Annotated in this window: 18 protein-coding genes and 1 pseudogene; 16 read left to right on the forward strand and 3 right to left on the reverse strand. The window is 62.3% G+C overall.

The annotated features are described in order from the left end of the window. Positions 1-169 precede the first annotated feature (169 nt). Positions 170-2326 carry a TonB-dependent siderophore receptor gene (locus tag IB223_RS14505; RefSeq protein WP_192202491.1) on the forward strand — a complete coding sequence of 719 codons (2157 nt, stop codon included), beginning with the start codon at positions 170-172 and terminating at the stop codon, positions 2324-2326. Between the two features lie 4 nt (positions 2327-2330). Further along, positions 2331-3488, forward strand: coding sequence for a PepSY-associated TM helix domain-containing protein (locus IB223_RS14510; protein ID WP_192202492.1), 1158 nt, complete (start codon positions 2331-2333; stop codon positions 3486-3488). Positions 3489-3646: 158 nt separating this feature from the next. On the opposite strand, the pseudogene IB223_RS14515 reads toward IB223_RS14510, so the two are convergent. After that, positions 3647-4148, reverse strand: a pseudogene (locus IB223_RS14515) (IS30 family transposase); the annotation flags it as partial. Between the two features lie 138 nt (positions 4149-4286). Between IB223_RS14515 and IB223_RS14520 the strand changes: the two are divergent. The 6 genes from IB223_RS14520 (at position 4287) to IB223_RS14545 (ending at position 12604) form a co-directional block, all read left to right on the forward strand. After that, complete coding sequence (locus IB223_RS14520; RefSeq protein WP_192202493.1) at positions 4287-6131, forward strand: PD40 domain-containing protein; 1845 nt, start codon at positions 4287-4289, stop codon at positions 6129-6131. A 225-nt stretch (positions 6132-6356) separates the two neighbouring features. Then, positions 6357-7016, forward strand: a complete 660-nt coding sequence (locus tag IB223_RS14525; protein WP_192202494.1) for a response regulator transcription factor — start codon at positions 6357-6359, stop codon at positions 7014-7016. Further along, positions 7013-8851: an ATP-binding protein gene (locus tag IB223_RS14530; RefSeq protein WP_192202495.1), complete on the forward strand. Its 1839-nt coding sequence runs from the start codon at positions 7013-7015 to the stop codon at positions 8849-8851. The genes IB223_RS14525 and IB223_RS14530 overlap by 4 nt, the downstream gene beginning before the upstream one ends. A gap of 149 nt (positions 8852-9000) precedes the next feature. Beyond that, a complete protein-coding gene (locus IB223_RS18995) occupies positions 9001-10584 on the forward strand; it encodes a YadA-like family protein (RefSeq protein ID WP_192202496.1) in 1584 nt (527 codons plus the stop codon). A gap of 542 nt (positions 10585-11126) precedes the next feature. Further along, positions 11127-11723 (forward strand): hypothetical protein, encoded by a 597-nt coding sequence (locus tag IB223_RS14540; protein ID WP_225591114.1) that lies wholly within the window; start codon positions 11127-11129, stop codon positions 11721-11723. An 86-nt stretch (positions 11724-11809) separates the two neighbouring features. Beyond that, positions 11810-12604, forward strand: a complete 795-nt coding sequence (locus IB223_RS14545; RefSeq protein WP_192202498.1) for a hypothetical protein — start codon at positions 11810-11812, stop codon at positions 12602-12604. A gap of 12 nt (positions 12605-12616) precedes the next feature. Here IB223_RS14545 and IB223_RS14550 read toward each other — a convergent pair whose 3' ends face one another. Next, positions 12617-13069 (reverse strand): sensor histidine kinase, encoded by a 453-nt coding sequence (locus IB223_RS14550; RefSeq protein ID WP_225591115.1) that lies wholly within the window; start codon positions 13067-13069, stop codon positions 12617-12619. A 59-nt stretch (positions 13070-13128) separates the two neighbouring features. After that, entirely contained in the window at positions 13129-13980 is an 852-nt protein-coding gene (locus IB223_RS14555) for a WYL domain-containing protein (protein ID WP_225591137.1), read from the reverse strand. Positions 13981-14068: 88 nt separating this feature from the next. On the opposite strand from IB223_RS14555, the gene IB223_RS14560 reads away from it, so the two are divergent. From IB223_RS14560 to IB223_RS14595, 8 genes are all read left to right on the forward strand, one after another. Further along, complete coding sequence (locus IB223_RS14560; RefSeq protein ID WP_192202501.1) at positions 14069-15517, forward strand: hypothetical protein; 1449 nt, start codon at positions 14069-14071, stop codon at positions 15515-15517. Beyond that, positions 15501-16151: a DUF4194 domain-containing protein gene (locus IB223_RS14565; RefSeq protein WP_192202502.1), complete on the forward strand. Its 651-nt coding sequence runs from the start codon at positions 15501-15503 to the stop codon at positions 16149-16151. Before IB223_RS14560 ends, IB223_RS14565 begins: the two co-directional genes overlap by 17 nt. After that, positions 16148-19828 carry an SbcC/MukB-like Walker B domain-containing protein gene (locus IB223_RS14570; protein ID WP_192202503.1) on the forward strand — a complete coding sequence of 1227 codons (3681 nt, stop codon included), beginning with the start codon at positions 16148-16150 and terminating at the stop codon, positions 19826-19828. The genes IB223_RS14565 and IB223_RS14570 overlap by 4 nt, the downstream gene beginning before the upstream one ends. Positions 19829-19857: 29 nt before the next feature. Next, on the forward strand, positions 19858-21018 hold the full coding sequence (locus IB223_RS19030; RefSeq protein WP_192202504.1) for a Wadjet anti-phage system protein JetD domain-containing protein: 1161 nt from the start codon (positions 19858-19860) through the stop codon (positions 21016-21018). Positions 21019-21061: 43 nt separating this feature from the next. After that, positions 21062-22939 carry an AAA family ATPase gene (locus IB223_RS14580; protein ID WP_192202505.1) on the forward strand — a complete coding sequence of 626 codons (1878 nt, stop codon included), beginning with the start codon at positions 21062-21064 and terminating at the stop codon, positions 22937-22939. 343 nt (positions 22940-23282) lie between these two features. Beyond that, complete coding sequence (locus IB223_RS14585) at positions 23283-23579, forward strand: hypothetical protein (RefSeq protein ID WP_192202506.1); 297 nt, start codon at positions 23283-23285, stop codon at positions 23577-23579. Then, positions 23576-24688, forward strand: coding sequence for a hypothetical protein (locus tag IB223_RS14590; protein ID WP_192202507.1), 1113 nt, complete (start codon positions 23576-23578; stop codon positions 24686-24688). The genes IB223_RS14585 and IB223_RS14590 overlap by 4 nt, the downstream gene beginning before the upstream one ends. A gap of 59 nt (positions 24689-24747) precedes the next feature. Beyond that, the gene (locus tag IB223_RS14595; protein WP_192202508.1) at positions 24748-26004 is read left to right on the forward strand and encodes a hypothetical protein; all 1257 of its coding nucleotides are present in this window, start codon (positions 24748-24750) and stop codon (positions 26002-26004) included. Positions 26005-26037 lie beyond the last annotated feature (33 nt).

Consider the following 26037-nt stretch of genomic DNA (forward strand, 5'->3'; position numbering starts at 1 on the left):
TTAGCAGTTTATGTAAGGCATGGCTATGGAGCAGGCTCGGTGCCTGCTGGGGGGGGGGGCTTGAGTTGAGGAGCCGCGAGCGATCTCCGATCGGGAGTCGGCTAGCTGCGGGCTGCAAGAACAGGTGATAGACTGATGTTCTTGATAATCATTCGCATTAAAAGCCCTCATGTACCCCCCACGATTTACGCGTGGCCTCCTGGCCACAGCCCTGTCCTTGGCCATTTTCCAGGCTCATGCCCAGGCTTCCCCTGACGCCGCACCTGCCAACCCTGATGTGACCGAACTGGATTCGGTCCAAGTCCTGGGCCGGGCCCAAACTCTGTACAAGGCCGACGATGCCGCGGTCGGTACCCGTACGGATACGCCCTTGGCTCTGGTGCCGCAGTCGGTACAGGTCATGCCCCGCGAACTGATCGATGACCAGGCCGCACGCCAGGTCACCGACCTTTACCGGAGCATCAGCGGCATCAGCTTCTTCAGCTATGCCGGCGTGACCTTGCGTGGATTCCGCCAGGAGAACGTGCTGTACGACGGGCTGCGTGGCGATCCCTATGCAGGCTTCTCCGTCCCGCAATTGTTCAACATCGAACGGGTCGAAGTACTCAAAGGTCCGGCAGGTGCGCTGTATGGCGGCGGCGATGCCGGCGGTGTCATCAATTACGTTACCCGCAAGCCGCAAGCCAAGATGCAGCGCCGGGCCGAAATCCAATTCGGCAACGAGGATTTTGTTGCCGGTTCGATCGAGGCGACCGGTCCGCTCACCCCGTCCGGAAGCGTGCGTTATCGCCTGGGAGCCTACGGCGATGGCGAGGAGGGCGTTCGCTGGAATGCAGACAGCCAGAGCGTGATCGGTGATGCCTCGATCGCCATGGACATCGGCGAGACCGGCGAGCTGACGGTGCAGTACACCGACATCACCCAGAACCTGGGGGGCAACCGGCTCCGCGGCGTGCCGGTGAACGACAACGGCGAATTCCTCACGAACCGTCGCTGGAACCACAACGAAGCCACCGACTTCCTCGACATGAATGCCAAGGTACTGCTCGCGCAGTATCGCTTCTCGCCGGCGCAAGCATGGGACGTCGACTTTGCTGCGCGATGGTTCGAGAACAGCGAGCATCAGATCTACCACGAGCCGATGGGCTTGATCGACCGTGACGGCGATGGAACCGCGGAATGGATGACGCGCCAGCTGCGCAACCAGTACCGGGACAACGACGCCACTGCGGTCAACGGCAATGCCGTCTGGCGCTTCAGGACGGGGGCGGTGGAACACAAGCTGCTGTTCGGCGCCGACTACTACCACGTGGATTCGGATTTCACGGCACAGACGGCCAATAGCGCGGACCTGGTTCGCAATGCAGGACCGGTTCCCGGCATCGACCTGTTCAATCCGGTATACGGGGTCACCTCCTACCGCGACTACAACCTCGCCGCCCTTCCGTGGCGCGACACCAGCACCCGCGGCATTCGCTACGGCGGTTACATCCAAGACGAGCTGACCCTGACACCGCGCTGGTATGTACTGGCCGGCTTGCGCTGGGACGGCTTTGAGGATGAGGACCTGATCGGTAGAACCCGCGTGGACGGTCACGACCTCAGCTGGCGCCTGGGCAGTACCTTCGTGCTGCGTGATGGACTGAATGCGTATACCAGCGTGGCCAGCGGCTTCGTGCCGCAGGCGACCGGCAACCAGAACCCCGCGGCAGGGGGCCCTTTCGATGCCGAGCAAAGCAAGCAATGGGAAGTGGGTCTGAAGACTCTGCTGGCCGATGGCCGCCTCACGCTCAATACGGCGCTCTACCGGATCGAGCGCAGCAACATCCTGCAAGCCACGGGCGAAGTCGTGGACGGCACCAACCAGCTGGCGGCACTGGGCCTGGTACGCAGCGAAGGCCTGGAAGTCGATCTGCTCGCAGACGTGACCGACCGTTGGGTCGTCAACATCGCATACGCCTACAACGACGCCCGCGTAATCGATGCCGGCAGCAACGGCATCACCAATGCGTCAGGCGATCGCTTCGCCAACGCACCGCGCAACAAGTTGGGCCTGTGGACCCGCTACGACATTCCCTCCATCGCATCCGCCATCGGTTTCGGAGCGGACTACACGGACGAGCGCATCAGCCTGGAGGGGCAGCGGGTCAAGCCGTACACGATCTTCGACCTGAGCTGGCAGACGCAATGGCGGGACTGGAAGTTCCAGGCCAACATCAAGAACCTCTTCGACAAGGTCTATGCGGCCAGCGGCTTCATCGAACGCAACGGTCATTTCCCCGGCGAACCGCGACGGCTCTACCTGCAGGCGGCCTATACGTTCTGACGTCATGCGCCAGCCACCGTCAGCGATCTCATCTTCTTCCGTGCCGACCCAGCCCCACAGAGCGGGCGGAAGGCGCCGTTGGTTCGATCTGCACAGTTGGATCGGACTCAAGCTGTGCCTGTTCATGGGCTTTATCTGCCTGACCGGCACCCTGGCGGTGTTTGCGCAGGAAATCGATTGGCTGCTGCACGCGGAAATGCGCGTCACTCCCGGCGAGCAGCGCGCCAGCTGGGGTCAGATGGTCGATGCGGTGCAGCGGGCCCATCCTGACTGGTCGCTTCAGGGCTTGGCTGCACCGCATGCATCGCGCTTCGCCGCCAAGGCCCAGGTGCGTACGAACGATGGAAGGCTGCGGTTTGTCTGGGTCGACCCGTACACCGGCAAGGTGACGGGGGATACCCATTGGTTCAATGCCCACCGTTTCCTGCGCAACACGCATCGCCACCTCATGCTGCCCGTCAAGTACGGCGTACCGCTGGTGGCAGCGCTGTCGATCCCCTTGCTGCTGTCCCTTGTCAGCAGCCTCTTCATCTACAAGCGTTGGTGGCGCGGATTCTTCAGTTGGCCGCGCGGTGACCGGCCACGCCGTCTTTGGGGCGACATCCATCGGTTGCTCGGTGTCTGGAGCCTGTGGTTCGTGGCGCTGATTGCGGTGACCGGCGGGTGGTATCTGGTCGAATCACTGGGCGGCAAGGCCACGCCTCCACCGAAGATCTCGCTGCCCGGGGACGGCAAGGGCGAGAAGGCGGCACCTGCCGATCCTGTGGCCATCGACCGCGCTGTCGCGGAGTTGGCGAAGCGCTGGCCTGAGCTGAGTGTGGCAGGAGTGCAACCCACTGCGGCTGGCCAGGGCATCCTCATCGACGGACAAGCGCAGGCATGGCTCGTGCGTGATCGAGCCAATGTCGCTGGCTTCGATCTGCGCGATGGTCGTCTGCTCGAGCTCCAGGATGGCCGCGAGATGAGCGTCCATCAGCGCATCGCCGAGATGGCCGATCCGCTGCACTTTGGCTCATTCGGTGGATGGCAGGTGCGGCTGCTGTGGCTCCTGTTCGGCGCTGCGCTCACGGCGCTCAGCTTCACGGGCGTGTACCTGTATGGCCTGCGAGTGGCCGACACACTGCGCTCGGCCCGCAAGCGGGGGCGTCATGAGTCGACCTGACCCCGGTCCTTGGAGACTGGCCTGGCGCAACATGGGACGATGGCGATGGCTATGGCTGGTGCTGCTGATTCTCTGGCTGGCACTGATTCCGTTGGAAGTGATGAAGTAGTGGTTCCTTGCTGATCCATCGTCGCAAGTGCCCGCTTTCGACCTTGGGTTCAACCGATCGACGCAACAGCTTGTCGATATCGCTTTGCCGATGTTTCGTAGCCTTGCGTGGCCGTTCATTGAGTCGGCGCGCCACAGCATCGAGCTTGGCCTGTGAGACGTTGGCCATGCTGATGCCCGTGGGGAAGTACTGGCGTAGCAGATCGTCGGTGTTCTCGTTCGTGCGGCACTGCCAAGGATGATGCGGATCGCCGAGGTAGACACGGATATCCGTGACCAGAGTGAAGCGGCGGTGCATCGCCATCTCCGCGCTCAGATCCCAGGTCAGCGAGCGGTAGAGTTCCTTCGGCAGGCGACGAGCATTCTTGTGCAGTGCGTGAGCACCGTCTCGGTGTCTTTGCCTGCCACCTTCACCAGCATCAGGTAGCGGGTTTGCCGCTCCAACAGCGTGGCGGCCTGACTGTTGTGATCACCGAACAGCAGGTCGCCCACTCAATGCCCCCGCACAGCCCGATCTTCGGTACTGGCCGGACGCTCGCTGATCGAGAAGGCAGGTTTTCTCAAGCGAATAATCCTTGGCGTGCTCTTTCAACGAATCTATGGCCGCTAGACTGCCGGTGCCGCGTTGGAACTGAAGGCGAGCCAATAGACTGCAGGCCCTTCCCAATCAGCCCCAACGACAGGAACGCCATGATCAGACGGCGCCGGATAGGTGAAGTCATCCTGCTAACGCTCGCAGTACTGAGCGTGAGTGGTCTCACCAGCTACGCAAACGCAGCGAACTCTGCAAAGCGTCTCGCTGGAGTGGCATTTGCTAGTTTTGCGCCGTTGAATACCGACATATTCATCGCCAATGGAGACGGCAGCAATGCGATCGCTTTGGCGGAAGATCCCGCACTGGACTCAAATGCATCGTTCTCCCCAGATGGTCGCTGGATTGTTTTCACTTCAACCAGAAGTGGCTCATCCGATATCTACAGAATGCGTCCTGATGGCTCTCGACTTGAGCGACTTACGGATGACCTCTCATTTGACGACCAGGCAGCCGTCTCGCCTGACGGGAAAACGCTCGCCTTCGTCTCGACTCGCAATGGTCAGGCAGACATTTGGATATTGGACCTAAAGACCAAAGCGACGCGGATTTTGACCCACGATCCCGCGGGTGACTTTCGACCGACATGGTCGCCAGATGGAAAATGGATTGCCTTCTCGTCTGATCGTGATTCAAGAAAGCCAAAGATGAGCTTCGTGACCCTGCACTCGACCGAGCTCTATGTCGTTCGTGTGGACGGCTCCCAGTTGCGACGGGTGACGTCGACAGCGGCATTCGCGGGAAGTCCATCGTGGTCTCCTGACGGCAAATCGCTGCTGTTCTATGAGGCAGACCTCGACAACGTGCAGAAGATTACGAGTCCACGCCGCTTACGGGGGACGACTCAAATCGTTGGGATAGATCTGGAAAGCGGGGAGCGCACGGTCTTTAGTAGCGGCGACGGCGAGAAGTGGTCCCCGCGATGGCTGTCGAACGAAAAAATAGGCTTCGCAAGCGGCGGCCCGAACGGCGGCATCGAGTTTGTTGACGGCGGCAAGCCAATCAATGGCGCGCGCGGCGAGATGCGAAACGTTGATTGGTCGTCGGACGAGAAGCGAGTGGTGTTCCAGCGCGAAGTGGAAACGCAGTGGCCACCCACGCAGACGTGGCCGAGCCGCGATGCACGGTTTCCCCTGCTCAGGACTGGAATCTTTCCGTCCTTCTCCCCGAGCGGAGATCGATTTGTCGTCAACGACAGGACGGCGGGCGCCCTGCACAACCGCATCCTGGTGATGAATGCAGACGGAACCCAGGCCGCGACCCTGTACCAAGAAGACAAAAGAAGTGCGTTGGCGCCTGTCTGGTCTCCCGGCGGCACCCGTGTCGCATTCGGTCTGGGAGGCTTCTTCCAGGCTACGACGGGGCCGTCAACCGCGGACATAGCCGTAGTTGGGATGGATGGTACCGGGCTGAGGGTGCTGACTGACGGCACAGGCAACTACGGATTCCCAAGCTGGTCACCGGATGAGAGTCGCTTGGTCTACAGAGCCGCTGGCAAGGATGCCAATGGTCTGTGGATCGTTGACGTGGAGACGGGTGAGCGATCAGAGCTGATTCGTAGCGGGGGGCATGAGAACTTTCCCGCATGGTCTCCCAAAGGCGACAGGATCTCCTTCACCAGCGACCAGGATGGCGACTACGAGATCTACAGCATCAAGCCTGATGGGACCGATCTGCGCCGACTTACGAATGCGCCTGGCAACGACGCACACAATGCATGGTCGCCGGATGGTGAATGGATCGTTTTCACCAGTTCAAGAGCGGGTTTCAAGGATGAGGCAGTCCTGCATCCGCACAACCCGCAACCGTATGGGGATCTTTACGTGATGCGGGGTGATGGCACTGAGACCACGCAACTTACCGACAACCAGTTTGAGGAAGGAACCCCGGCGTGGATGCCGCCCCCCTCCTTACAATCCCCTTCCACTCCTGCTGGTCACTGAAGATCGGAAGCGGACGTCATCGCTTCGCTAGCAGAGACGCGCCACCACGGATGGCAGGTCGCTCTGGCTGGTTCTTGCCTTCGCGTTGTGGATTGGCTTTCAGTCGCGTGAGGATGGCGGGCTTCATGGAGCCGCGGGGCTAGCCATGTTCGTAGCCCGTCGAGTGGCCGGCGGTCGGTTGCACAGCTAGACTTGATTGAGTTCCAACGCTGGGGTTTGATCGAGATGCAACCGATCGCAATGTCGGATGTGTTGATTGTGGAAGACGACATCCATGCCGGTCACCGCCTGCAACGCCTGGTGGCAGGTCTGGCCAGCGAGGCGCGGATCGACGTGGTCGATACGCTCGACGCGGCGCGATCGCGACTGCAGGCGCATCCCTATACTCTGGCGCTCGTCGACATGTACCTGCCCGATGGCGACGGCAATGGTTTGATCGCGTGGATGCGATCCCACGCTGCCGAGGCTGCCGCGGTGATCGTCTCGTCGTTCGCGGAAGAGGAAAGCGTGTTGACGGCCTTGCGCAGCGGCGCTGTCGGCTACCTGTTGAAGGAACGCGACGACGAGGAGCTGGTGGTGTCGCTGAAGAGTCTGCAACGCGGCGGAGCTCCCATCGATCCTTCCATCGCGCGCCGCATCCTGGCGCTGCTGCCTGTCGGCGCCGATCCGGCGCTGCGGTCCTCGCCCGTACCGCCGCTGTCGCAGCGCGAGCTGGAGATCGTGCAGCTGGTGGCGCAGGGGTTCACCAATCGCGAGATCGCCGAGTTGGTCTCGCTGTCGCGGCTGACCATCGAAAGCCACGTCAAGAACATCTATCGCAAGCTGGCCGTCGGGTCACGGACCGAGGCGGTTTACGAGGCGCGGGCACGGGGCCTGCTGAAGTGAGGCGCATCGTCCGGTGCCTGGTCGTCCTGCTGGCGATGCTTGCCGTGCTGCCCGTGCAGGCGCAGCACGTGACGCGGATCGAGCAGGCGGATGCCGTGCGGTCGGACTGGTCGGCGCAGGCGCCCCCGCGGCAGGGCTGGGTACCGGTCGGACTGCGCGACCTGTGGGAGAAGCGCTGGCCCGGCCATGATGGCGTGGTGTGGTACCGCGTCCGCTGGCAGCAGGCGGATGCATCGCAGCCGGTCGGGCTGTTGCTCGACTACACCTGCCTGGCGGCCGCGGTCTCCCTCAATGGCCAGCCGATCGACCGGGACGCCTCACTGGTGGAGCCGCTGTCACGCAAGTGGCATGTGCCGCGTTACTACACGGTGCCGCCGGCGCTCCTGCGCGAAGGGCAGAACGAATTGCTCGTGCGGGTTTCCGGCCTGGCCGCCTATCAGCCTGCGTTCGGTACCGTCAGCGTGGGCGATCCCATCGTGTTGCGCGGCCAGTACGAGCGGGAGCGTTTTGCACGTCGTGACATGCAGATATTCGACGCCGCCGTGGGATTGGTACTGGCGGCGATGATCGGCATCTTCTGGCTGCTACGCCCGCAGGACACGCTGTATGGCTGGTATGCGTTGAGCGCAGTCTTTGGCAGGCTGTACGACTGGAACTTCATCGCCGGCAGTCCTTGGCCGTTCCGCACCACGGACGGATGGCAGGCTTTCATCGCGGCGGTCTTCGTGGCCTCCGCCGCCACCCATACGATCTTCCTGCTGCGGTTCTCGGAGCGACGATGGCCGCGCTTCGAGCGGGCGCTGCTGGCGCTGGCCGGTGCGGGCATGGTGCTGGGGTTGTCGTTTCCGCACTGGATGGGGCCACTGCGCAATCTGTACGTGACCCCCGCCATCCTGTTCCTGTACGTCGTCAGCGCGGTCTTCGTCGTCTTCGCGCTGCGCAGCGATCGCCGCGATTACAAGGTGCTTGCGGCCTGCATCAGCGTCCCGTTGCTGGTGTCGCTGCACGACCTCGGTGTGTACATGGGCTGGTACGGCGGCGTGAGCTACCTGGGGTCGTTCACCTCGCCGGTGATGCTGTTGGGCATGGGGTTCGTGCTGGCCTATCGCTTCGCGCAGACCATGGAGCGGGTGGAGGGCTTCAACGCCGAACTCCAACGCGAAGTACAGGCCGCCACCGTGACCCTGGCCGACACACTCAACCAGCAGCACGCGCTGGCACTGGCGCACAGCCGTGCAGGGGAGCGCCTGCAGCTGGTGCGCGACCTGCACGATGGCTTCGGCGGCACGCTGGTGGGGGCGATCACCCGCCTGCAGCATGCGCCGGACGAAACCTTGAAGGAGGAGGTGGTGGATCTGCTGAAGGACATGCGCGACGACCTGCGGTTGGTGATCGATACCACCGCGCAGGAGCAGGCCGACCTGGCCACGCTGATCGCCCCGCTGCGCCATCGCGCCAGCCGCCTGTTGGAAGCGGCGGACATCGATGCGCATTGGCGGGTGGAAGGTCTGGAGGGTCTGCAACTGGGGCCCGGCCGCAGCCTGGACCTGCTGCGCCTGCTGCAGGAGGCATTGACGAATGTGTTCAAGCACAGTCGCGCGGCGCGGGTCGACGTCCATCTGCGCCGTGCCGGTGATCGCCTTGAGCTGCGCGTGCGTGACGATGGCGTCGGCCTTGCCGGGGCGGCACCCGCGGCCGGACAGGCCCGGGCCGCAGGTGCCGGCTTGGCGAGCATGCGCCACCGCGCCCAGCGACTCGGGGCGGAGCTGCGCATCGCGGGCACTTCCGATGGAAAAGGCACTGCGCTGGAACTGGATCTGCCATTGGCTGCGTGAGCGCGGCCTCGAGGGCGGATCGGGAGTGCTTTACCTGATTTCAGGGATACCCGGGGCGGGATGCGGCACCTACCGTGTGCGCCATCGTCGTCGGCGGGTGGCCGCGTCATGGGCGCGGCGGCCGGCGGCATGCCACAGGGGGCATCGCCATGCGTAGATATCGCCGCAACATCAATACTGTCCGTCATTTCATGCTGACGCTGGCTGCGGGTGGCGGCCTGCTTTTGTCAACGACGTCGGCCGAAGCGCAGGTGGTGGGTGGTACCGCACCCACGCAGCCGTGCAGCCAGAACCCCACCACCGGCGGCATGGCGTGCATGCCGGGCAGTACGGTGGGCGCGAATGGCAGCAACGGCCCGGCTCCTCCAGGCTGGACGGCCGGGGCTGGCGGGCCGGGTACCGAAACCGGCAACGTTGCAATAGGCCAAGACAGCAGTGCAGGCAATGGCGGTCAGGGTGGGATCGCCACTGCCGGAGGCATCGCCGGCACGGGTGGCGCGGGCGGCGCAGCGAACCTCGCGCTTGGCGCGAACAGCAGCGCAGGCAATGGCGGTGCGGGAGGAACTGGTAGCGCAGGTGGCACCGGCGGCGCTGGCGGGACAGGTGGCAACAACAACATCGCCATCGGCAATGGCAGTAGCGCCGGCTCGGGTGGACGGGGCCAGGATGGGTGTTGTGGTTTCCCGGGCTCTTCGGGTTCCAGCGGCACCAACAACAACATCGCGCTTGGTACCGGTGCGTCGGCCAACGGGGGTGGATCGGTCGCGCTGGGCTACAACAGCAGTGATCAGGGTCGCGCGAACGTGGTCTCGGTCGGTTCTTCAGGCCAACAGCGTCAAGTCACCAATGTCGCGGCGGGTACCGCCACCACTGATGCGGTCAACGTTGGTCAGTTGAATGCGGTGGCGAACACGGCCAATTCGGCACTGGACGCAGCAAGCGATGCACAGGCGACCGCCGACATGGCACTTTCCACGGCGGACACGGCCCAGGCGACGGCCGATGCAGCATTGGACGCGGCAGGTAACGCGGTGGTCACGGCGAACGCCTATACGGACACCCGCGAAGCTGCGGTGCGCAGCGACATGGCGGTGGGCGACGCGGCGACACTTGCGACAGCCAATAGCTACACCGACACCCGCGAAGCTGCGGTGCGCAACGACGTGGCCGCGGGCGACGCGGCCACGCTGGCGACGGCAAACCATTACACCGACGCCCGGGAGTCCGCGATGCGCAGCGACATGGCGGCGGGCGATGTGGCCATGCTGGCGACCGCGAACGGCTATACCGATACCCGAGAAGCCGCCGTGCGCAACGACATCGCCGCGGGCGATGCGGTCACACTGGCGACGGCGCAGGACTACGCCGATGCTGGCGACGCCACGACACTCGCTTCGGCCAATGCCTACACCGATGCCCGCTTCACCGAACTTACCGGACTGAGCGACGACTTCAACGCCTTCCGCGGCGACGTCGACCGCCGCTTCAGCCATCTGGATCGCCGCATCGACACCATGGCCGCGATGAGCGGTGCCTACGCCGGCATGGCGATGAACACAGCAGGCCTGGCGGGCAAGAACCGCGTGGGCGTGGGCATCGGCGCGCAGGGCGGTGAGCAGGCGATGGCGGTTGGCTACCAGCGTGTGATCGGCAACCGCGCAAGTGTGTCGTTGGGTGCTGCCTTCGGTGGCGGCGAGAAGAGCGTGTCGGCGGGCGCCGGCTTCAGCTGGTGAAGCGGTATTTGCGCGTCGCTTGCCTTTAGAGGGCATGCGGCACTCGCCCCGCATCTGAAATTCACGTGCTCTAATCTCTGGCCACACCAACGACGGATGGATCTTGACGCCAGCCCAGGCTCCATTCGCGACGGCTGGAGAAATCGAGTGCGGGACACGGTCGTCATCGCCATACGCTCAGACCCTGGCGATGTTCGTCTCTTTTGTCTCCCATTGGTGTTGGGTCTAGCAATTCTGGCCGAACGCGCATTTTGGGTCGGCCTGATTGTCAGACGTTCGATGTCCGCTTCTGGCCGGTAGCGGGCGTCTAGCAGCAATTGTCGGGGCACCTCACGGTTCTTACATCCAACATTCGAAGGGGTAGCCTCATAGCCAGCTGCCCAGTTTTCTGGCGACGCCGTCCAGTTCTTCCGGCGCCGCTGTCCACATCATTTGGCGGAGATGCCCAACTCGCTGGCTGTGGGCACTTTCATCATTTCAAGGAGCAAACGATGTCTTTGTGCCTAGTGGATTGGACAGCGGTCGCGGCATGGGTCCAAGCCGTGGGCTCTATCGCAGCGATCGCAGCAGCCATCTGGATTGGCAAGCGGCAGTACACGCAAAGCGTCGCTCTACTGGAAACGCAACATCGTCAGAACCTGGACCTGATCGAGCACGAGCAGCGCAGGCTCGCCGATTCTGCAGAGCAGGACAGAATCGACGAAGGCCGCGATCTGAAGGAGTTGGTCAGGATCGTGATCGATCCGCTCATGCAACAGTCCGAAGAGCGCTTACAGGTACTGGCACGCTACGAGGATCGCAAGGATCCCTTGCCCACCGACGCCATTGAAATCTTGCGTACTATTGCGGCCGAAGCGGAGGCCACCAAACAGCAGCTGGCTGAGCTGCGCGATGTCTTTGTCGGCCGGCCGCGCCACTTGCTGGTCCACGGGCACCTGATCGGCGCGTTGGGTGCGATTGCCCGGGTCGCGCACCGTGAGCAGGTCCAAGATGGCGTGAGGAAGTTCCGGGTGGAGCAACTTGCGCAGGCGGCCTTCAACGCACCTCAGACCCCCATCGAGGTACAGCCATTTACCACCCAGGCCCTGATCGAGGCGATCAATCAGCTGCATCATGTGTTTGACACGGTAGGTCAGTAACAGCAGGCATCTGGCCGGCCAGCGGTGATGGCGTCGTTTTAGTTTCGACAGGGGATGTGTCGGACAGAACGACCAAGGGGGCCGGGATGGATGCTCAAGTTCTAGTGGCGCTTGCCAAGGCCTGTGGCGTGGCGGGCCTGGCCATCGGCGTTATGTGGCTGATCTATCGCGAGATCCTGCGACGGGACATTTTCCCGCGCCTGAAGCAATGGCAAGCGTTCACGATCATCTGCTTGATCACCGTGTTGATCTTTGCGGTGGTGATGACGGCCCTGCTGGCCAATCGCGGTGAGCCACCGCTGCCCGGCGAATTACCGGCCAGCGCGCATTTTCAAGTGGATACCAAAGACGGCATCTTCTGTGAGCAGAACAACGTTGATGATCACGCCGCACCGCATTTCTTCGACCTGCTTCAGGTCGGCCTTTCCGGGTGTCCGAACACGGATCGCAGCGGAAGCCGGGCTTACCTGGTATGGCCAGGCCCCCAGGAACCGCGGGCATGGGTGCCGGTCTCGCGCAAGGGCTATCGCCATTGCGGCCCATCGGACTTCCATGAAACGGCCCCGAAACTGCTCAATGCCGTGGCAGCGGAGTTTCGTGCCCAGCACGATCAGGTGCCCTGCGAGGTGACGCTGAGCGTGGAGCGCTACTCCACTATCTCTTACCTGGACATCCGCAATCGGCCGATGCAAGCGGCCTTCATCCAGAGCTACCGTCCGGAGACGGGCTTTGCGATGCGACAGATGAACCCTCACCAGTTCCCGGACTCTTCCACCCAGACCAGTTTCCAACGCACCGCGACCTCGCAAATCGGCGATGCACAGATCGCCCGGATCTACGCCGACTTCAAGCCGTTTCTGTATCCGCAGGCGCCCAACTAGGAGGGCGCCAAGCTACGCACCGGCCGGAGTTTCGGCCTGCCTGCAGAACGCAGGGGAGTGTGCCGATGAGACATGAGGGGGAAACACCACGCGCACCACGAGGCCTTGCCCATCCAAGCCCAGGCCAGTGCGAACAGAGGCCTGATGCGACTGGGCGATGTCAGCGACCAGCGACAACCCGATGCCGCTACCGCGCACGGTCGTGTCCACCGCCCGATGGAAACGCTCGAAGATCACCTCGCGCTCGGCTTCAGGCACACCCGGGCCATCGTCGAGCACCTCCAGGAACACCGCCCGTGCCGCGTCAGGCGTGGTGGCCGGCTCATAGCCGCAGCGCACCAGCACGTGGCCTCCCTCGCTGGTGTAACGCAAGGCGTTATGCAGCAGGTTGCGCAGCAGGATCCCGACCTCATCGATGTCGCAGCGAATCAGGCAGGAGGGCACGTCCAGCGAGAGCGCCGCCATGGACATCTGGGAGGCCTTGCCCCAATGATGTTTGAGGCGGCTAACTCAAAACAAAGCCCCTAACCGTCTACGAAAGCGGGGGCGTACCATTGAGTCGATTCGACATCCCCCAACAGCCAAGACCGGTGGCGTTGTGGGTTTCGCAGCATCAGGAGATAGTCCGGAGGGTTCTGGTGGGCGATATCCACCGCCACACGCAGCTCATGCAGCACGTAGGGAGCCAGCGCGGCGCGCTCGGTTCGTACCATCGCGCTGGCTTTGTGGAATCGCTCAAACCTGACCACATCCATCTGCGCTTTGGGCAATGCACGATGCGGTTCGATCACCAGTTCAACCTGGGTGTGCCATGCCCGGTCACTCTCCACACCGACCGGGCAAGGCGCGGGCGTCGGTGCCACCGCGGACACGCGGCCCAGTACGAAATCCCGGAACGAGGCGGTTTTGGCACAGTAGGCGCGCATATGCCAACGTCCTTGCGTTTGAACGCAGGCATGCGGAAACACCGTACGGGAATGGGGCTCGGGGTTGCGCATGGAGCGGTACTCCACCTCCAATCCCGTCTGGAACCGGATGGCTTGCTGCACGGGGGCAAAGATGTGCGGTTCCACCTCGGCCGCATCGGCTTGCAGGAGCACCATGCCCGCCGGTGCGGCGCCGGTACGCTGGAGCAATCGCACGTAATCGGCCAGCCGGCCTGTTTCCGAAGACGCGGCCGGCACTTGGGGCAGGCGAGGCACGAACCGCTTTCTAGAGCGGTCCTCCACCACCGACTCGGGGAAGGCGTCGCGATAGGCGGCGATCAAGCGGCTGGCGTGCGTAAAGTGCAACTGATACAGCTCGCGCAGTCGCGCGTTGGACACGCTGCCTTCCCAGCGCAGCAGCAACCCGATTGCCGCTAGCCGTTCTTCCATCAGATTCAATGACTTACCCATGCGCTTGAATATAGCATAAAAGCTATTATAGATTAAAAGCTAAATACGATATCGACAAGGATGTGCGATGCACCTGTTCGATGCGCCCCGTGAACGCTTTCTGCGGGTACTTCATGGCAAGTACCGCGCCATCGCGGCCTGCACCTTGGTGGAACTGCATGAGCAGTTCTTTGGACCCACCAGCGATTCGGTTACCTTGACGCTGGACTCGCTGCGCCAATGTCTGGCTGCAGCGTGCGACCACACCGATGTTTACGCCGCGAGTGAAGACGACACCGCAGCGATTTTCAGCCGCGCGCCGACCGAGATGGAGCGCGAAGAGGCCATTCGCCTGCTATCCCGGTTGCTGGTTGAGGACGGGTGGCTCGAACGCTACTTCGCCGATCTCAAGCCTGCGCTGCGCTTCACGCGCGCAGGCAAGCTCGTCGCGGCCGCGCTGACGGAGATCACGCGCCCGCGGCGTCGCACCCGGCTGCGCAACATGCGTAGCGTACGAAACGCGCTGCTGCAGTTTTACGAGCGGGCCGACCCAGATGATCTGGCCGATGCTCTGCATTACGCCGCGGCCATGAGCGATGAGCTCACCGACGACATCCACATGCTGCAGGAGCAGGCGCGCTCGCTGCTTCGCCAGCAGGACACAGCCTTCGACCATCTGCTGGAGCTGAACCGCCGGATGGATGGGGACTATGCCCCACGACTGCTGGCCGACAACGTCGATACGTATTCCAGTGACATCATCGACGCGTTGGAGAAGCTGCGCGCCCTGCCGGACGCTCGCCGCACCGAGATGGACAGGCAGCTCTCGCGAGAGTTGCCTTGGCTGGCAGAGGACGCGGCCGGGCACCACCGGGTGCTGGACTACGCGCTCGATCGTGTCCACACGATCATCCTGCACGGCTGTCGCCCTAAACAGTCGGCCATGGTGCGAGAGATCCAGTCCGTCACTCGCTTGATGGCGCAGGTCGTGGGGCATCAGCACTTCGTCAGGGCCGCCTCGCGTTCGTCGGCGCTGTCGCGCTTGGTGGAGCGCCTGAAGGAAGAAGAGAGCCCGGAGCAGCGAGAACGCTTGCTGGCCCGCTTCGGTCACGCCATTGCGCCGATGGCGATCCGACTAGTGGATCCCTCCCGCATTGCGGTGCGCGACAAACGCGCCTCACGCGTGGCTAGCGGAGAGGGCTCCAGTGCGATCATCTCCTGGGACGCGCAGCTGCAGCATGCGATCGAGCAGGCGCTGGATAGCGCAGTGATGATCGATGCGCCCGCCAACGGTGCACACCTGGCCAATCAGTTACGAGAACGCCATGCGGTGTACTTCTCAGACCTGGCGCTGGACTCGCCCCAGGCGATCCTGCATGCGGTGTTCGCCATGGCCCATGCCAATGAAGTGATCCAGATCAGTGCGGAAAACCTGCCGCATCGTCCGGTGGTCAACGCGTTCTTCTCTACCCACGATGTGTTGATGACGCCCTCGGTGCGCCGTCCCCTGAAGGAGCCTTATGCAACCGATCCGTGATGCCCTGATGGGCACGCTTCCCGCTTGGCTCCAGCCCAGCTTCCAACCGGTAGTCTGGCGATTGCTGGCCACCGGGGTGATTGCGCGCGGAGCCTCGGGTAGCGAGACCGAACTCTACGATCGCAGTGTGGACATGGAGCGCGTGCTCAGCGAGTTGTTTGAGGTGCTCGGCTTTCCTTTCCATCACGATCCCACCGCACAGACCGTCAGGCTCTACGCACCTGGCGCCTCGATCCCGGGTGTTCCGACCCACGATTGTCCGACCTATCCCCGGCTTACGACGAACGTATCGGCCGATCTGGCTGCTGGCCTGATTGCCTTGTGGCTCCTCTACCGCGAAGCCATCGAGCGCAATCTGCTCAATGACCGGGGCGAGCGGGTGGTTGAACTGGCCGATCTGGACAACTGCATGGTGTCCCAGTTGCAGAACCTGTCGCTGCAGCGACAGACCGACCGGCGAGCGATGCTGACCAGCTTCCGACAGCTTCGCGTTGTGAGGTTGCCCGATAGCGGTGTGGACATGGAGGCGGGCGAGGCGCTGGCCATCCAGCGCGGCATCCTCAGCCTGATCTTCGATACCGCGGCCGAAGCGGCGTTGGAGCAGCGTGGTGACAAGGAGCGTGAGTCCGCATGAAGATCGAACGCATCATTGCCATCAATTTTGGCGCCCTGTCCGAGCGTGATATCGAGCTAGGGCAGGCCAACCTGGTCGTGGGCAAGAACGGCGCCGGGAAGTCCACGCTGCAGGACCTGATCCAGATCGTACTGGCGGGCAACGATCACAATCTGATCCGGCTCAATCCAGCCCAGGATGCGGACCACAAGAAATCCAAGCGCGGCCTGACCAAACGAAGTTTGGCCGCCTATGCGGTGAACATGACCGATGACGGCCCCGGCCGACCCGGCGGTGCGCTGTGCATCATCGGACTGGTCTTCCAGCCCGACCCGGACGAACAGGCCGAACCGATGACCGCGTTGTGGATGGCAGAGGTCGTGCCGGATCAACCCGGTCTGACCAGCCGTCCGCACTTCCGGGTGAAGCACGAGTTTGGGACCCTGGTGCGGGCCGGGCTCAGCTCGCTGGACCTGCTGCAGGTGGACGCATCGGGTGGGTGGCGCGTGCCCGCGCTGGCCCAGATAAGCGATCAGCTCCTAGCCTCGTATCCGCGCGGCCAGGTGAAAGGGGATCTGGCAAAGAAGGCCTACGTCGTCTCGCTGCAAGACTGGTTGAGTGGGGGCAACATTGAGACAGGCAAGGAAGCCGAGCGCGCCACGAAGACCTTCATCCAGTCCATCGCGCTGAAGGACATATCCGATGTGGATACTATCGTGCGCGATCGGGTGCTCGACGACATGGATCTCAGCGCCGATGTCCAAGAGACCGCCAGCACGCTGCGTCAGCTTGAGCTACTCCAGGCCGAGGCTGATCGTCTGGCGTCGATGGATGCGATCCTGCAACGCGCCGACCAGACGGGCCAGGAGATCCTGGAGCGCGTCAAGGGTGTCCACGTAAGGCAGCTGGCGGTTGCGATCCGGCGCCACGTTCAACGGCGCAAGGACCACAATGACGCCATCTCCGCGTTGGCGGACTGTGATGTACGGCTGATCAAGGCCGAACAATCGGCAGCCGCATTGGAGCAGAGCGTGCACGACTTGGATCTCAGGGTTCAGGACGCATCGCTGCAGGTCGGCTCGCTCCCAGGCATGGGCGAACAGCGGGTGCTACTGAGTGAAGCCAAGGAAGCACAGGCGCTGCGCGCGCGTTCCTTGGCCAGTCTCCACGATGACCTCGCTGCAGCGTGGGCCAGCGAGGTTTCCGGCGCGCTTGCCCGCTTGCCCCTGACCCAGTTCGCGACTATCCATGAGGCATGGAAGGGCATCTCGCCTCACGCCACGGCACTGGGCCATGCATCCGAACAGCTACGCGCCTTGACCGCGCACGCCTGTCGGCAAGTCGACGATCCCGTACCCGTCGGTGAATTCCACGCCTTGGCGCTGGAGCACGACAGCCACCTCTCCCTCTTGCAAAGCTCTGGACGAAGCAGTCTGACCAGGCTCAAACAAGCTGCCTTCACTGAAGCAACGAGCCTGAGTGCGGTCATGCAGACGGCCCAGGACGCCGTTGGCGCCGCCCAACAGCAACTGGACAAGGTATCCAATGGCAATATCGTCCTGCCGCGCCTGATTGAAGAGGCCTGCGCCATGCTCAAACACGCGCTTCCGGCCGATGCCAGGCCGCGGCTGCTTTGCCATCACGTGACGCCGAGGTTCGGAACCGCTTGGCGGCCCGCGATCGAAGGGCTGCTCGGTGGAAGCCGGTTTACCGTTCTTGTCGAACCTGCCCACGAAGGCGATGCCCACCGGCATTTGCGCGACTGGCTGGCATTGCGACCTGCGCATGCCAAAGGCGGCCTCCAACCCACCCTTGCGCAGACGCGTCGGGCCAGGGACGAGGCGCAACGCAGGCCTCCGGTCCAGGCTTCGGTGCTGGAAGAGCTGGACATCGACGACCCCCTGGCGCGCGACTACCTGATCGCCAAGTACGGCAGCACGGTCAAGGTAACCGACGCCAAACAGCTCGATACGATCGCCAGCGGCCTGATGGTGGATGGCCGCGTGTCAAAAGGCTTTGGTCGCCGCATCGCCCTGCTGAAAAAAGAGGAGTGCGTGTTCGGCGCCGATGCCAGGCGCGCCCAGCGTGCCGCCATCGAGGCTCAGCTGTCGCAAGCACGTGGCGAGCTTGACCAGGCCAGTCTGCAGTATGAAGCCGTGAAGTTCCTGGCGACGTTTGAGGGCGATCGGCAGGGCCGCCCGATTCAAGCTCTGGTGGCAGACCTGGAACGTGCCGAGTACAAGCGTATAGATGTGGCGCACAGGACATCGGCGCTGGACGGACAAAGTCCAGAAGCCAAGCTAGCTATCGCGCGTCTTGAGCAGCAGAAGCGCGAACTGACGGATATGCGAGCTCGTCTAGTGGTCGAGCAGGAAGCCGTGCATAAGGCGTCTTCCAAGAAGGATAAAGCCCAACAGGACCTGGACGCGATGGGCTCGCAATTGGCAGAAGCGGCGAGCGAGCAGGATCAGTACCGGCAGCGTCTGGTGGCGGCACAGGCCGCTGTGTCGCCGACCTTGGAGGAAGGCGCGTGGGAGGCCGAAGCCGATCAACTGTCACAGCATCCGTTGGAGGCAGGCGACTCGCTGGGTACCGTCGCCGGCCATATCGCACAACGCTTCCAGACCATGCAAGCCGATCTGGACAGGTACATGGAACGCGCGCGCGATGGCGAGGGGTTGGAACGCGTGGCGGATGTGGACAGCGGTGCGGTCTGGTCGCGCCTGATCGATATCGTCCAGTGCATTCGCTCCGTGGAGCGCAGGCGCGCATGGCTGACCGAATCCTCGCTGCGCGCCAATGCCGAAGAGATCAGCAAGACCAAGCACAAATTCGCCAGCGTCCTGACCGACACGCTGGTTCAGAAGATCCTGAGCCGCACCAAGGAAATCAAGTTTGTCATCGATACCTTGAACCGGCCACTGCGGGACTTGGACTTCGGTACCCACAAGCGGTATGAGGTGGTATATGCGCTCAAACCCGAGTTCGCGGACTATCTGGCTTTCTTTGCAGCCGTGAAGGAGAAGTCCCAGGATCTCAGCCCCGAAGATCAATGGTTCGGCCAGGACGTGTTCACACCGGAAGAGCAGGCGATTCGGGAACGCATCAAGCGAGACCTGCTCAACGCCCACAGCGAGGCCGGGCGCCGGGCACTGGAGCGCATCAGCAACGCAGCCAACTACTACGAGTACGACCTGGCATTCGAGACGCAGGCCGGCACCCCGGTCCTCTACTCGGAGTGGGGCACCGGCTCAGGCGGGGAGAGCGGCACGCCGCCGTACATCCTGTGCGGCATGCTGGTGGCCAACGCATGCGGTTGGTTCAAGGGACGAGGGCCGCGACTCCGTGTGCTCATGCTCGATGAGGCGTTCAAGGTGCATGACCTGGAGCGATCCAATCGGGTGATCGAGTACCTCCAACGCATGGGCTTCCAGCTCATCATCGCCGCCCAGATGGACAAGGCCAGCTCCATTCTTCCCAATTTCACCACCACAGTATCGGTGGCGCGGTTGGCGGCTCGCATTGGGAACGTGCGCACCTGGGTGTCCCAGATCCATGTCATCGGTCTGAATCGCGATCCACTCCGCGCGTTGTGGCAAGAACGACGCCGTCAGGTGGCTGCGGCGGCCGAGGCGGAATTTCGCAGACTCAATCCGCCGCCGGACCAGGGGCAGATCGCACTCGGAGTAGAAGGGTGATCCGCCCTGGGTTTCTCGAGGAGCCGCTGGTGGATGCGGTCCTGCAGGCGCTGCTCAAACGGGCCGATCTGCGGGCGCCACCGCGGATCAGGCCACCACGCATCCGGCTTGACCAGGAGACTTGTCCGGTCTGGTTTGGCGCCATTGGCGGTGAGGCCAAGGCATTCAGCTGGAAGCGTTTGTTGGATTTGGAGCAGGCGACGCTGATCGTCGTGCGGGTCAAACATCGGCATGCGGACGCTCCTTGGCGCGACGAACCGGCCATCAGCCTGACGTCGTTAGGCGAAGAGCGCCTGCGTGAGTGGTTGGGTCACCCCTTTCCCGAGCCCAGCGCGAACAGGCAGTGGCGGGCTGCGGTAAGTGCTCGCGCTGGCCTGACCGATACCCTGCGGCAGGCGCTGCTGGTCAGGCCGCTGCTGATAGGAAGGCGAGATCCTCAAGACATCCTGTCCCGCCTGCTTTCCGCCCATGCCACTTTCGGCCGGGCAGTCCGCAGACGGGTGGTGTCAGCCAAGGCGTTCTGGGGCCTGTCCAAGGTGTTGGACCAACGCGATGACCTGCTCAGGGCCCTAGAGGGCCAAGACGGGGAGGTGTGGCCCAGACGCACTCTGCTGATGCATGTGCGCGCGACGGTACCGACGCCGGATGGGATCTTGTTCGTGGAGAACCTGGATGCCTTCGATGCGGCGTGCTTGGGAGAGGTGCCGCTGCCGGATACCTGGTGGATCCTCTATGCCGCCGGCTTCAAGGGCAGTTCGAGCCGCCTGCTGACAAAAGGTGCCGTGCGTTGGTTCGGTGAGGTTGAAACTGACCACCTGACCTCGGCGCAATTGCACCAGGGCCTGGAACAGGTCAACCAAGGCGTATGCGAAGCCGCTTTCTGGGGAGATCTGGATTTTGCTGGCATTACCATTCTTCGGGAATTGCGCCGGGTGATGCCCTCCATCCAAGCCTGGAAGCCGGGCTATACCAGATTGCTGGCGTTGCTTGAGACCGGGCAGGGGCATGAGCCGGAGGAGAGCGCGAAGGCGGGCCAACTGGATCCGGAGCGCAGCGGCTGCCCCTATAGCGATGAGGTACTGCTGCCTGCCATACGCAGGCATCGGAAATTTGTGGACCAGGAGGCGGTGTGCTTGGCCGATGACTGGACGCACGTAGCGCCACTGCCGCAGGCTTCTGGTCACGCGTGAACCACGCGCACCGAGCTTGCTGGCCACCTGAAGGAGTAGGTAGATGCACATCACCTTGGTTGAGATAGGCAATTTCCGAAAGCTGCTGGCGGCCCGAATCGAGTTTGCGCCAGAGAAGACCGTGCTGGTGGGCGCGAACAGTAGCGGCAAGACCTCAGCCATGACCGCGCTGCGACGCTTCCTCGTGGATCCACGGGGGTTTTCCATCAATGACCTGTCGCTGGCTCACTGGCAAGCACTGAATGCACAAGGCCTGGTCTGGGAGGAGGCGATCGCCGCCAACCAGGACCTGCCGCCCCCCGATCTGATGGCTTTCCTGCCCCAGCTGGATGTCTGGCTACAGGCGGGCAAGGGGGAGATGCACTACGTCCAGAAGCTCTTGCCGACCCTGGACTGGACATCCGGCTCCCTGGGCGTGCGCTTGCGCTACGAGCCGGATGACCCGGTCAAATTCCAGCAGGAATACATCGCCGCGCGAGGCAAAGCCACCGCGATCGCTGCGGCGGTGATGGAGGCAGGAAAAGGGAAGGCGGACCCGCTGGAACTGGAACTCTGGCCCCGCAACCTCATCGATTTCCTGGAGCGACGGTTGCGGCAGTTTTTCAAGGTCAAGGCCTATCTGCTGGATCCGGCCAAGCTCGTGGATCCAAAGGAAGACCTGGCACAGATGCAGGCGCTGCCGGAGGGGATGGAGCCGGTGGAAGGCAACCCGCTTGATGGGCTGATCCAGATCGACGAGATCAGCGCACAGCGGGGCTTCGGCGCGCCCGGCGGGCGCTCCCCACGCGAAGAGGCCAGTGCGGATGCCAAGAGTGCAGGGCGCCTGTCAACGCAGCTACGCAGCTATTACGACAAGCACCTGGACTGGCGCGACACGCCCGAGTTGTCCGACATCAAGGCCATGGAGGCGCTGGAAAAGGCGCGCAAGGCCTTCGACGACCGTCTTTCCGAAGCTTTCGACAAAGCCTTGCTGGAACTGCAGAAGCTGGGCTATCCCGGGATCTCGGATCCGAAACTGAAGATCGCCAGCAAGCTCAAGCTGCAGGACGGTCTGAGCCACGACTCGGCGATCCAGTATGAGATTCCAGCCGCAGCTGGCGAGCTCATGCACCGCTTGCCGGAAGACTCCAATGGCTTGGGATATCAAAACCTGGTCTCGATGGTCTTCAATCTGATGAGCCACCGGGATGCGTGGATGCGCGTTGGCAAGGCCGGCACCGGCGACGACGTGCCGCCGCCACCGCCACTTCACCTGATGCTGGTGGAAGAGCCCGAGGCTTACCTGCATGCCCAGGTCCAGCAGGTCTTTATCCGGCACGCCTATGAGGTGCTGCGCAACGATCCCGCGCTGGGTGCCTCGACCGAGTTCTCTACCCAGCTGGTCGTGAGCACGCACTCCAGCCACGTTGCCCATGCGTGCGACTTTGCGGCGCTGCGCTACTTCCGCCGACTGCCGCCCACGCCAGCACGCAAGACGCCCATTGCCTGTGTCGTCAACCTTTCCTCCGTGTTTGGCAAGCCCGACCAGACCGCCAAGTTCGTCGCGCGCTATCTCAAGGCCACCCACTGCGATCTGTTCTTTGCCGACGCCGCGGTATTCATCGAGGGCAGCGCCGAGCGCATTCTGGTGCCCCATTTTGTCGAGCAACAAGACGCTTTCTTGTATCTGCGCAGCTGCTACATCACCTGGCTCGAGGTGGGCGGCAGCCACGCCCATCGCTTCAAAGGGCTGGTGGAAACATTGGGTCTGACTACGCTGATCATCACCGACCTCGATGCCAAGGATCCGGCCACCCACAAGAGCGCGCCACCGGTGCTAGGTAAGGGCTTGGAAGCCGGCAATGAAACCTTGCGCTCCTGGGCGCCAAAACAGACCCAAGTCGATGTTCTGTTGAAGCTCGATGAGAAGGAGAAAGCGTAGGAGCTAGCCCGCCGTCTCGCCGGACAGTTTGGTAACGCCTCTGTCAGGAACGAAATAGATGGAGCGGACGCCGCGACCGTACTGAACGCGCAGGCTTAGCGCCTGCGCTGTTCTTCCAGACTATCTACTTGTTACCTAGCCGAGGCTTATGAGGCATAGGTCACGACGCGCAATCTGCGAGCCTGAGAACTTCAATTACATAGTAGATAGTAAATACGCTTACATGTCCTTACCCGACTCACCGAGCCGTTGAAACAGGCGTAGAGGGGCTAGGGGGCTTCCATGTGGCACCGGAAGCGACGCGACATTCTTGCTGACGAATGATCCGATGCGGGAGGGGGGCATGGCAAGTCATATTCCCAGCTATGAGCAAGTAATCGAGGAAACCCTCCTGGTTCTGCACGAGTGGTGCAGAAAGCCAGTAGATGATCTGAAAAACGACGATGATCTCGAGAAGCTAAGGCCGGGAAAGAAGCGGTTACTGGGCCTAATGCTGTGGGAGGCTTTCGAGGAGAAGTACGCTCCGATATTCGATGAGATTGCATTCTCAGAGATCTGGAGCAAAGGAAAAATAAGAACCGTGATCCATGTGTGGTGGGCGGTCCAACTTTCGTTCAAGGAAGTGGGGACTTCGCCATGACTTCACTGGCACTTACGTCAATAGTCATGCTTGCGGCACAAGCAACGGCTGGGCCCTTTGATTGCAAAAAGGTTGATGAACAACCTGAGGTATCCCTTGCCGATCTCGGGCGGTGTGCTGCAGAAGATTTGGGCGTAATCCGCGAGTTCGGCGGGAAGACGAAAGTCCAGCGAGAGCGCGCCGAACTAAAACTCGCAATCGAACTCGTTGATGCCGCTGAGAAGCAGGATTCGCGCCTGGTTACCGAGTCCGGCGCGATCCGGGGGGGCGACTATCACGTGATCCTTCGAGCCCATCCGAGCGCTGTCCTGGAGATTGTCGAGAAGGACGAACCTGGGCCAAGCGGACTCTCTGTAGGACGAAAGCTCGTCGACAACGCAGATCCTTCCACAGCAAAGTTGAACGAAAAAGTTCCCTTCCTGGTGTCCTACAGGAATGATCGGGAAGGCGAGGATAGCGGGCTAACGGTTCTCGGCAAGATCGAGTACAAATGGGGCAGTGGTCTACCCGTACAACAGACCGTGTTCACCGACATTGATAGCAGTACGAAAGATGATCGGATCAAGAGCAGCATCACATTCGGATACTCGTACAGCCTCCTGACAAAAGACGTTCCCGGAGAACTGTTCGACGACGCGGAAAGTATCTTTGGATTCGAATGGAACACAGATCGCGGATTCAGGCGAAAGGCCTATGCTGCTCATTACACGTTCATACCTAGCTCAGAGATGCTGGGTGCCGGCTATCGTAGTGGCCGCACATGGGATATCGCCTGGCAGCCCAGCGTCTCGTTGCAGGTTGGCAATGTTATTGATGCGGCGGGTAATGAGGCGCTGGAGAAGCGAGAAAGCGATGGCGGATTCGCGCGCGTGGCGCCTTCATTCTCGCTGGCCACCACGCCGCAACGCTTTCCCAAGCTGAGCTTCGGTATCAGCTATCTCCATACCTGGGATTTGACGCACCGCTGGGACAGGGGACTGCTTGAGGCTAGTGCTACCTACAGCTTGTCCAAAGGAACTTTCGTGACGCTGGTTCACCGATACGGCGCCAAAAAGATCAGTTTCGATGACATTGACGAGACATTGTTCGGCATCGGTGTGACGTACTAATTGTGCCGCAACTGGACTAGTCCGGACATCTGCGATCCCTGTTCGAAAGGAGGCATACTGTGGCCACGCGCGGTCTACTCCATTTTACGGTCTTAACGGCCGCAATCACACTCGCCAGCTGCGCGAGCGTGCGCCCACCGGCAGGTGATGTCGCCGAGGAACAGGCCCAATCCCAGGTTAAGAAGGAGGGCGCCGGCGTCGAGCGTGCGACAGCTACTGGCGAATCGTTCCTTGACGATACTGCTGCTCCTGACCTGGCGCTGATACTCAGGGAGAAGGGCCTGTCCCAACTTGAAAGTCAGCGGACGTTGGTTAGAAAGAGTGAGCGATCTCGTCTGCAGTTTCGCGGCGCAAGACGGCCGCTTGCAGACATCGTCCTTCCTCCTCCCAAAGGCGAGAACGATCTGCGTATCCACTTCCTTCCGGTAGGCGCGGGCGTATGCCAGCTCGTGGAATGCCCGGGCCGCGACGGAGTTCCCATGCTGGTGGACTGCGGGAGTACCAGGGTCGTTGCAGGCATTGACTGGACGCAGGACGCCGTTTCGTCCTACATCCAGGGCATCTTGAAAGGACGACAGGTGAATGTCGTTGTGTCGCACCCCGACGCCGATCACTACAAGTTCATCCCTGGAGCGATCCCCGCAACCCAAGTACATTCACTGTGGATGGGAGGCCACCATGGCGACTACCCAGCCTCGTTCCTGGATTGGGCGAATCAAGTGAGGGATCTTGGCACCGCGAGCAGTCCTCGCGTCATGGAGCCGTTTCCGGTCAACTGGCACAACGACGGCTACGCGGTCGCGGGTCTCTCTTGTGGAGTTGCCAACACGTACGTTGTCGGCGTCAACAATGGCACCACCAAGAATGACCACAGCCTGATGCTCTCGATCGACTATGGGGACTTCCGCGCACTTTTCCCCGGTGATGCGACAGGGGTAAGTCAGGACGCGGCAGTCGCCAACTTTCCCGGAGACTACCTCTACTCGACGGTGCTAGTTGCCTCGCATCATGGAGCCGACAGCCACGGGAGCAATAATGAGCGCTGGGCGAACGCCACGCTCCCGCAGTACGTGGTCTACCCCTCGGGTGCATCCTATGGTCACCCGCGATGCAATGTGGTCGAGACATACAGAGCGATTGATCAACTAGTGCCTGCTGATAGTCACGGCCTGGCGTGCGGCATGACTGGGGGTACTTACGACACAGAAGCCTCAGAACTTGGCGAGTACAACACTCACCAGAGTGGGGCAATCATCATCACTTCGGACCCAGCTGCCCAGCCCGTCGAGGTGCTGTGTCTGCCCAATGGATGCTAGTTACCTCATAGACCTTGCAGCTCATTTGTTCCC

Source organism: Pseudoxanthomonas sp. PXM03 (assembly GCF_014852005.1).
GTDB lineage: Bacteria > Pseudomonadota > Gammaproteobacteria > Xanthomonadales > Xanthomonadaceae > Pseudoxanthomonas_A.

Coding starts and splice junctions, on each gene's coding strand:
- IB223_RS14520 (WP_192202493.1), top strand. CDS start 4,287: ATGATCAGACGGCGCCGGATAGGTGAAGTCATCCTGCTAACGCTCGCA.
- IB223_RS14570 (WP_192202503.1), top strand. CDS start 16,148: ATGAAGATCGAACGCATCATTGCCATCAATTTTGGCGCCCTGTCCGAG.
- IB223_RS14555 (WP_225591137.1), bottom strand. CDS start 13,980: ATGGAAGAACGGCTAGCGGCAATCGGGTTGCTGCTGCGCTGGGAAGGC.
- IB223_RS14525 (WP_192202494.1), top strand. CDS start 6,357: ATGCAACCGATCGCAATGTCGGATGTGTTGATTGTGGAAGACGACATC.
- IB223_RS14545 (WP_192202498.1), top strand. CDS start 11,810: ATGGATGCTCAAGTTCTAGTGGCGCTTGCCAAGGCCTGTGGCGTGGCG.
- IB223_RS14590 (WP_192202507.1), top strand. CDS start 23,576: ATGACTTCACTGGCACTTACGTCAATAGTCATGCTTGCGGCACAAGCA.
- IB223_RS14585 (WP_192202506.1), top strand. CDS start 23,283: ATGGCAAGTCATATTCCCAGCTATGAGCAAGTAATCGAGGAAACCCTC.
- IB223_RS14580 (WP_192202505.1), top strand. CDS start 21,062: ATGCACATCACCTTGGTTGAGATAGGCAATTTCCGAAAGCTGCTGGCG.
- IB223_RS14505 (WP_192202491.1), top strand. CDS start 170: ATGTACCCCCCACGATTTACGCGTGGCCTCCTGGCCACAGCCCTGTCC.
- IB223_RS14550 (WP_225591115.1), bottom strand. CDS start 13,069: ATGGCGGCGCTCTCGCTGGACGTGCCCTCCTGCCTGATTCGCTGCGAC.
- IB223_RS18995 (WP_192202496.1), top strand. CDS start 9,001: ATGCGTAGATATCGCCGCAACATCAATACTGTCCGTCATTTCATGCTG.
- IB223_RS14560 (WP_192202501.1), top strand. CDS start 14,069: ATGCACCTGTTCGATGCGCCCCGTGAACGCTTTCTGCGGGTACTTCAT.
- IB223_RS14510 (WP_192202492.1), top strand. CDS start 2,331: ATGCGCCAGCCACCGTCAGCGATCTCATCTTCTTCCGTGCCGACCCAG.
- IB223_RS14565 (WP_192202502.1), top strand. CDS start 15,501: ATGCAACCGATCCGTGATGCCCTGATGGGCACGCTTCCCGCTTGGCTC.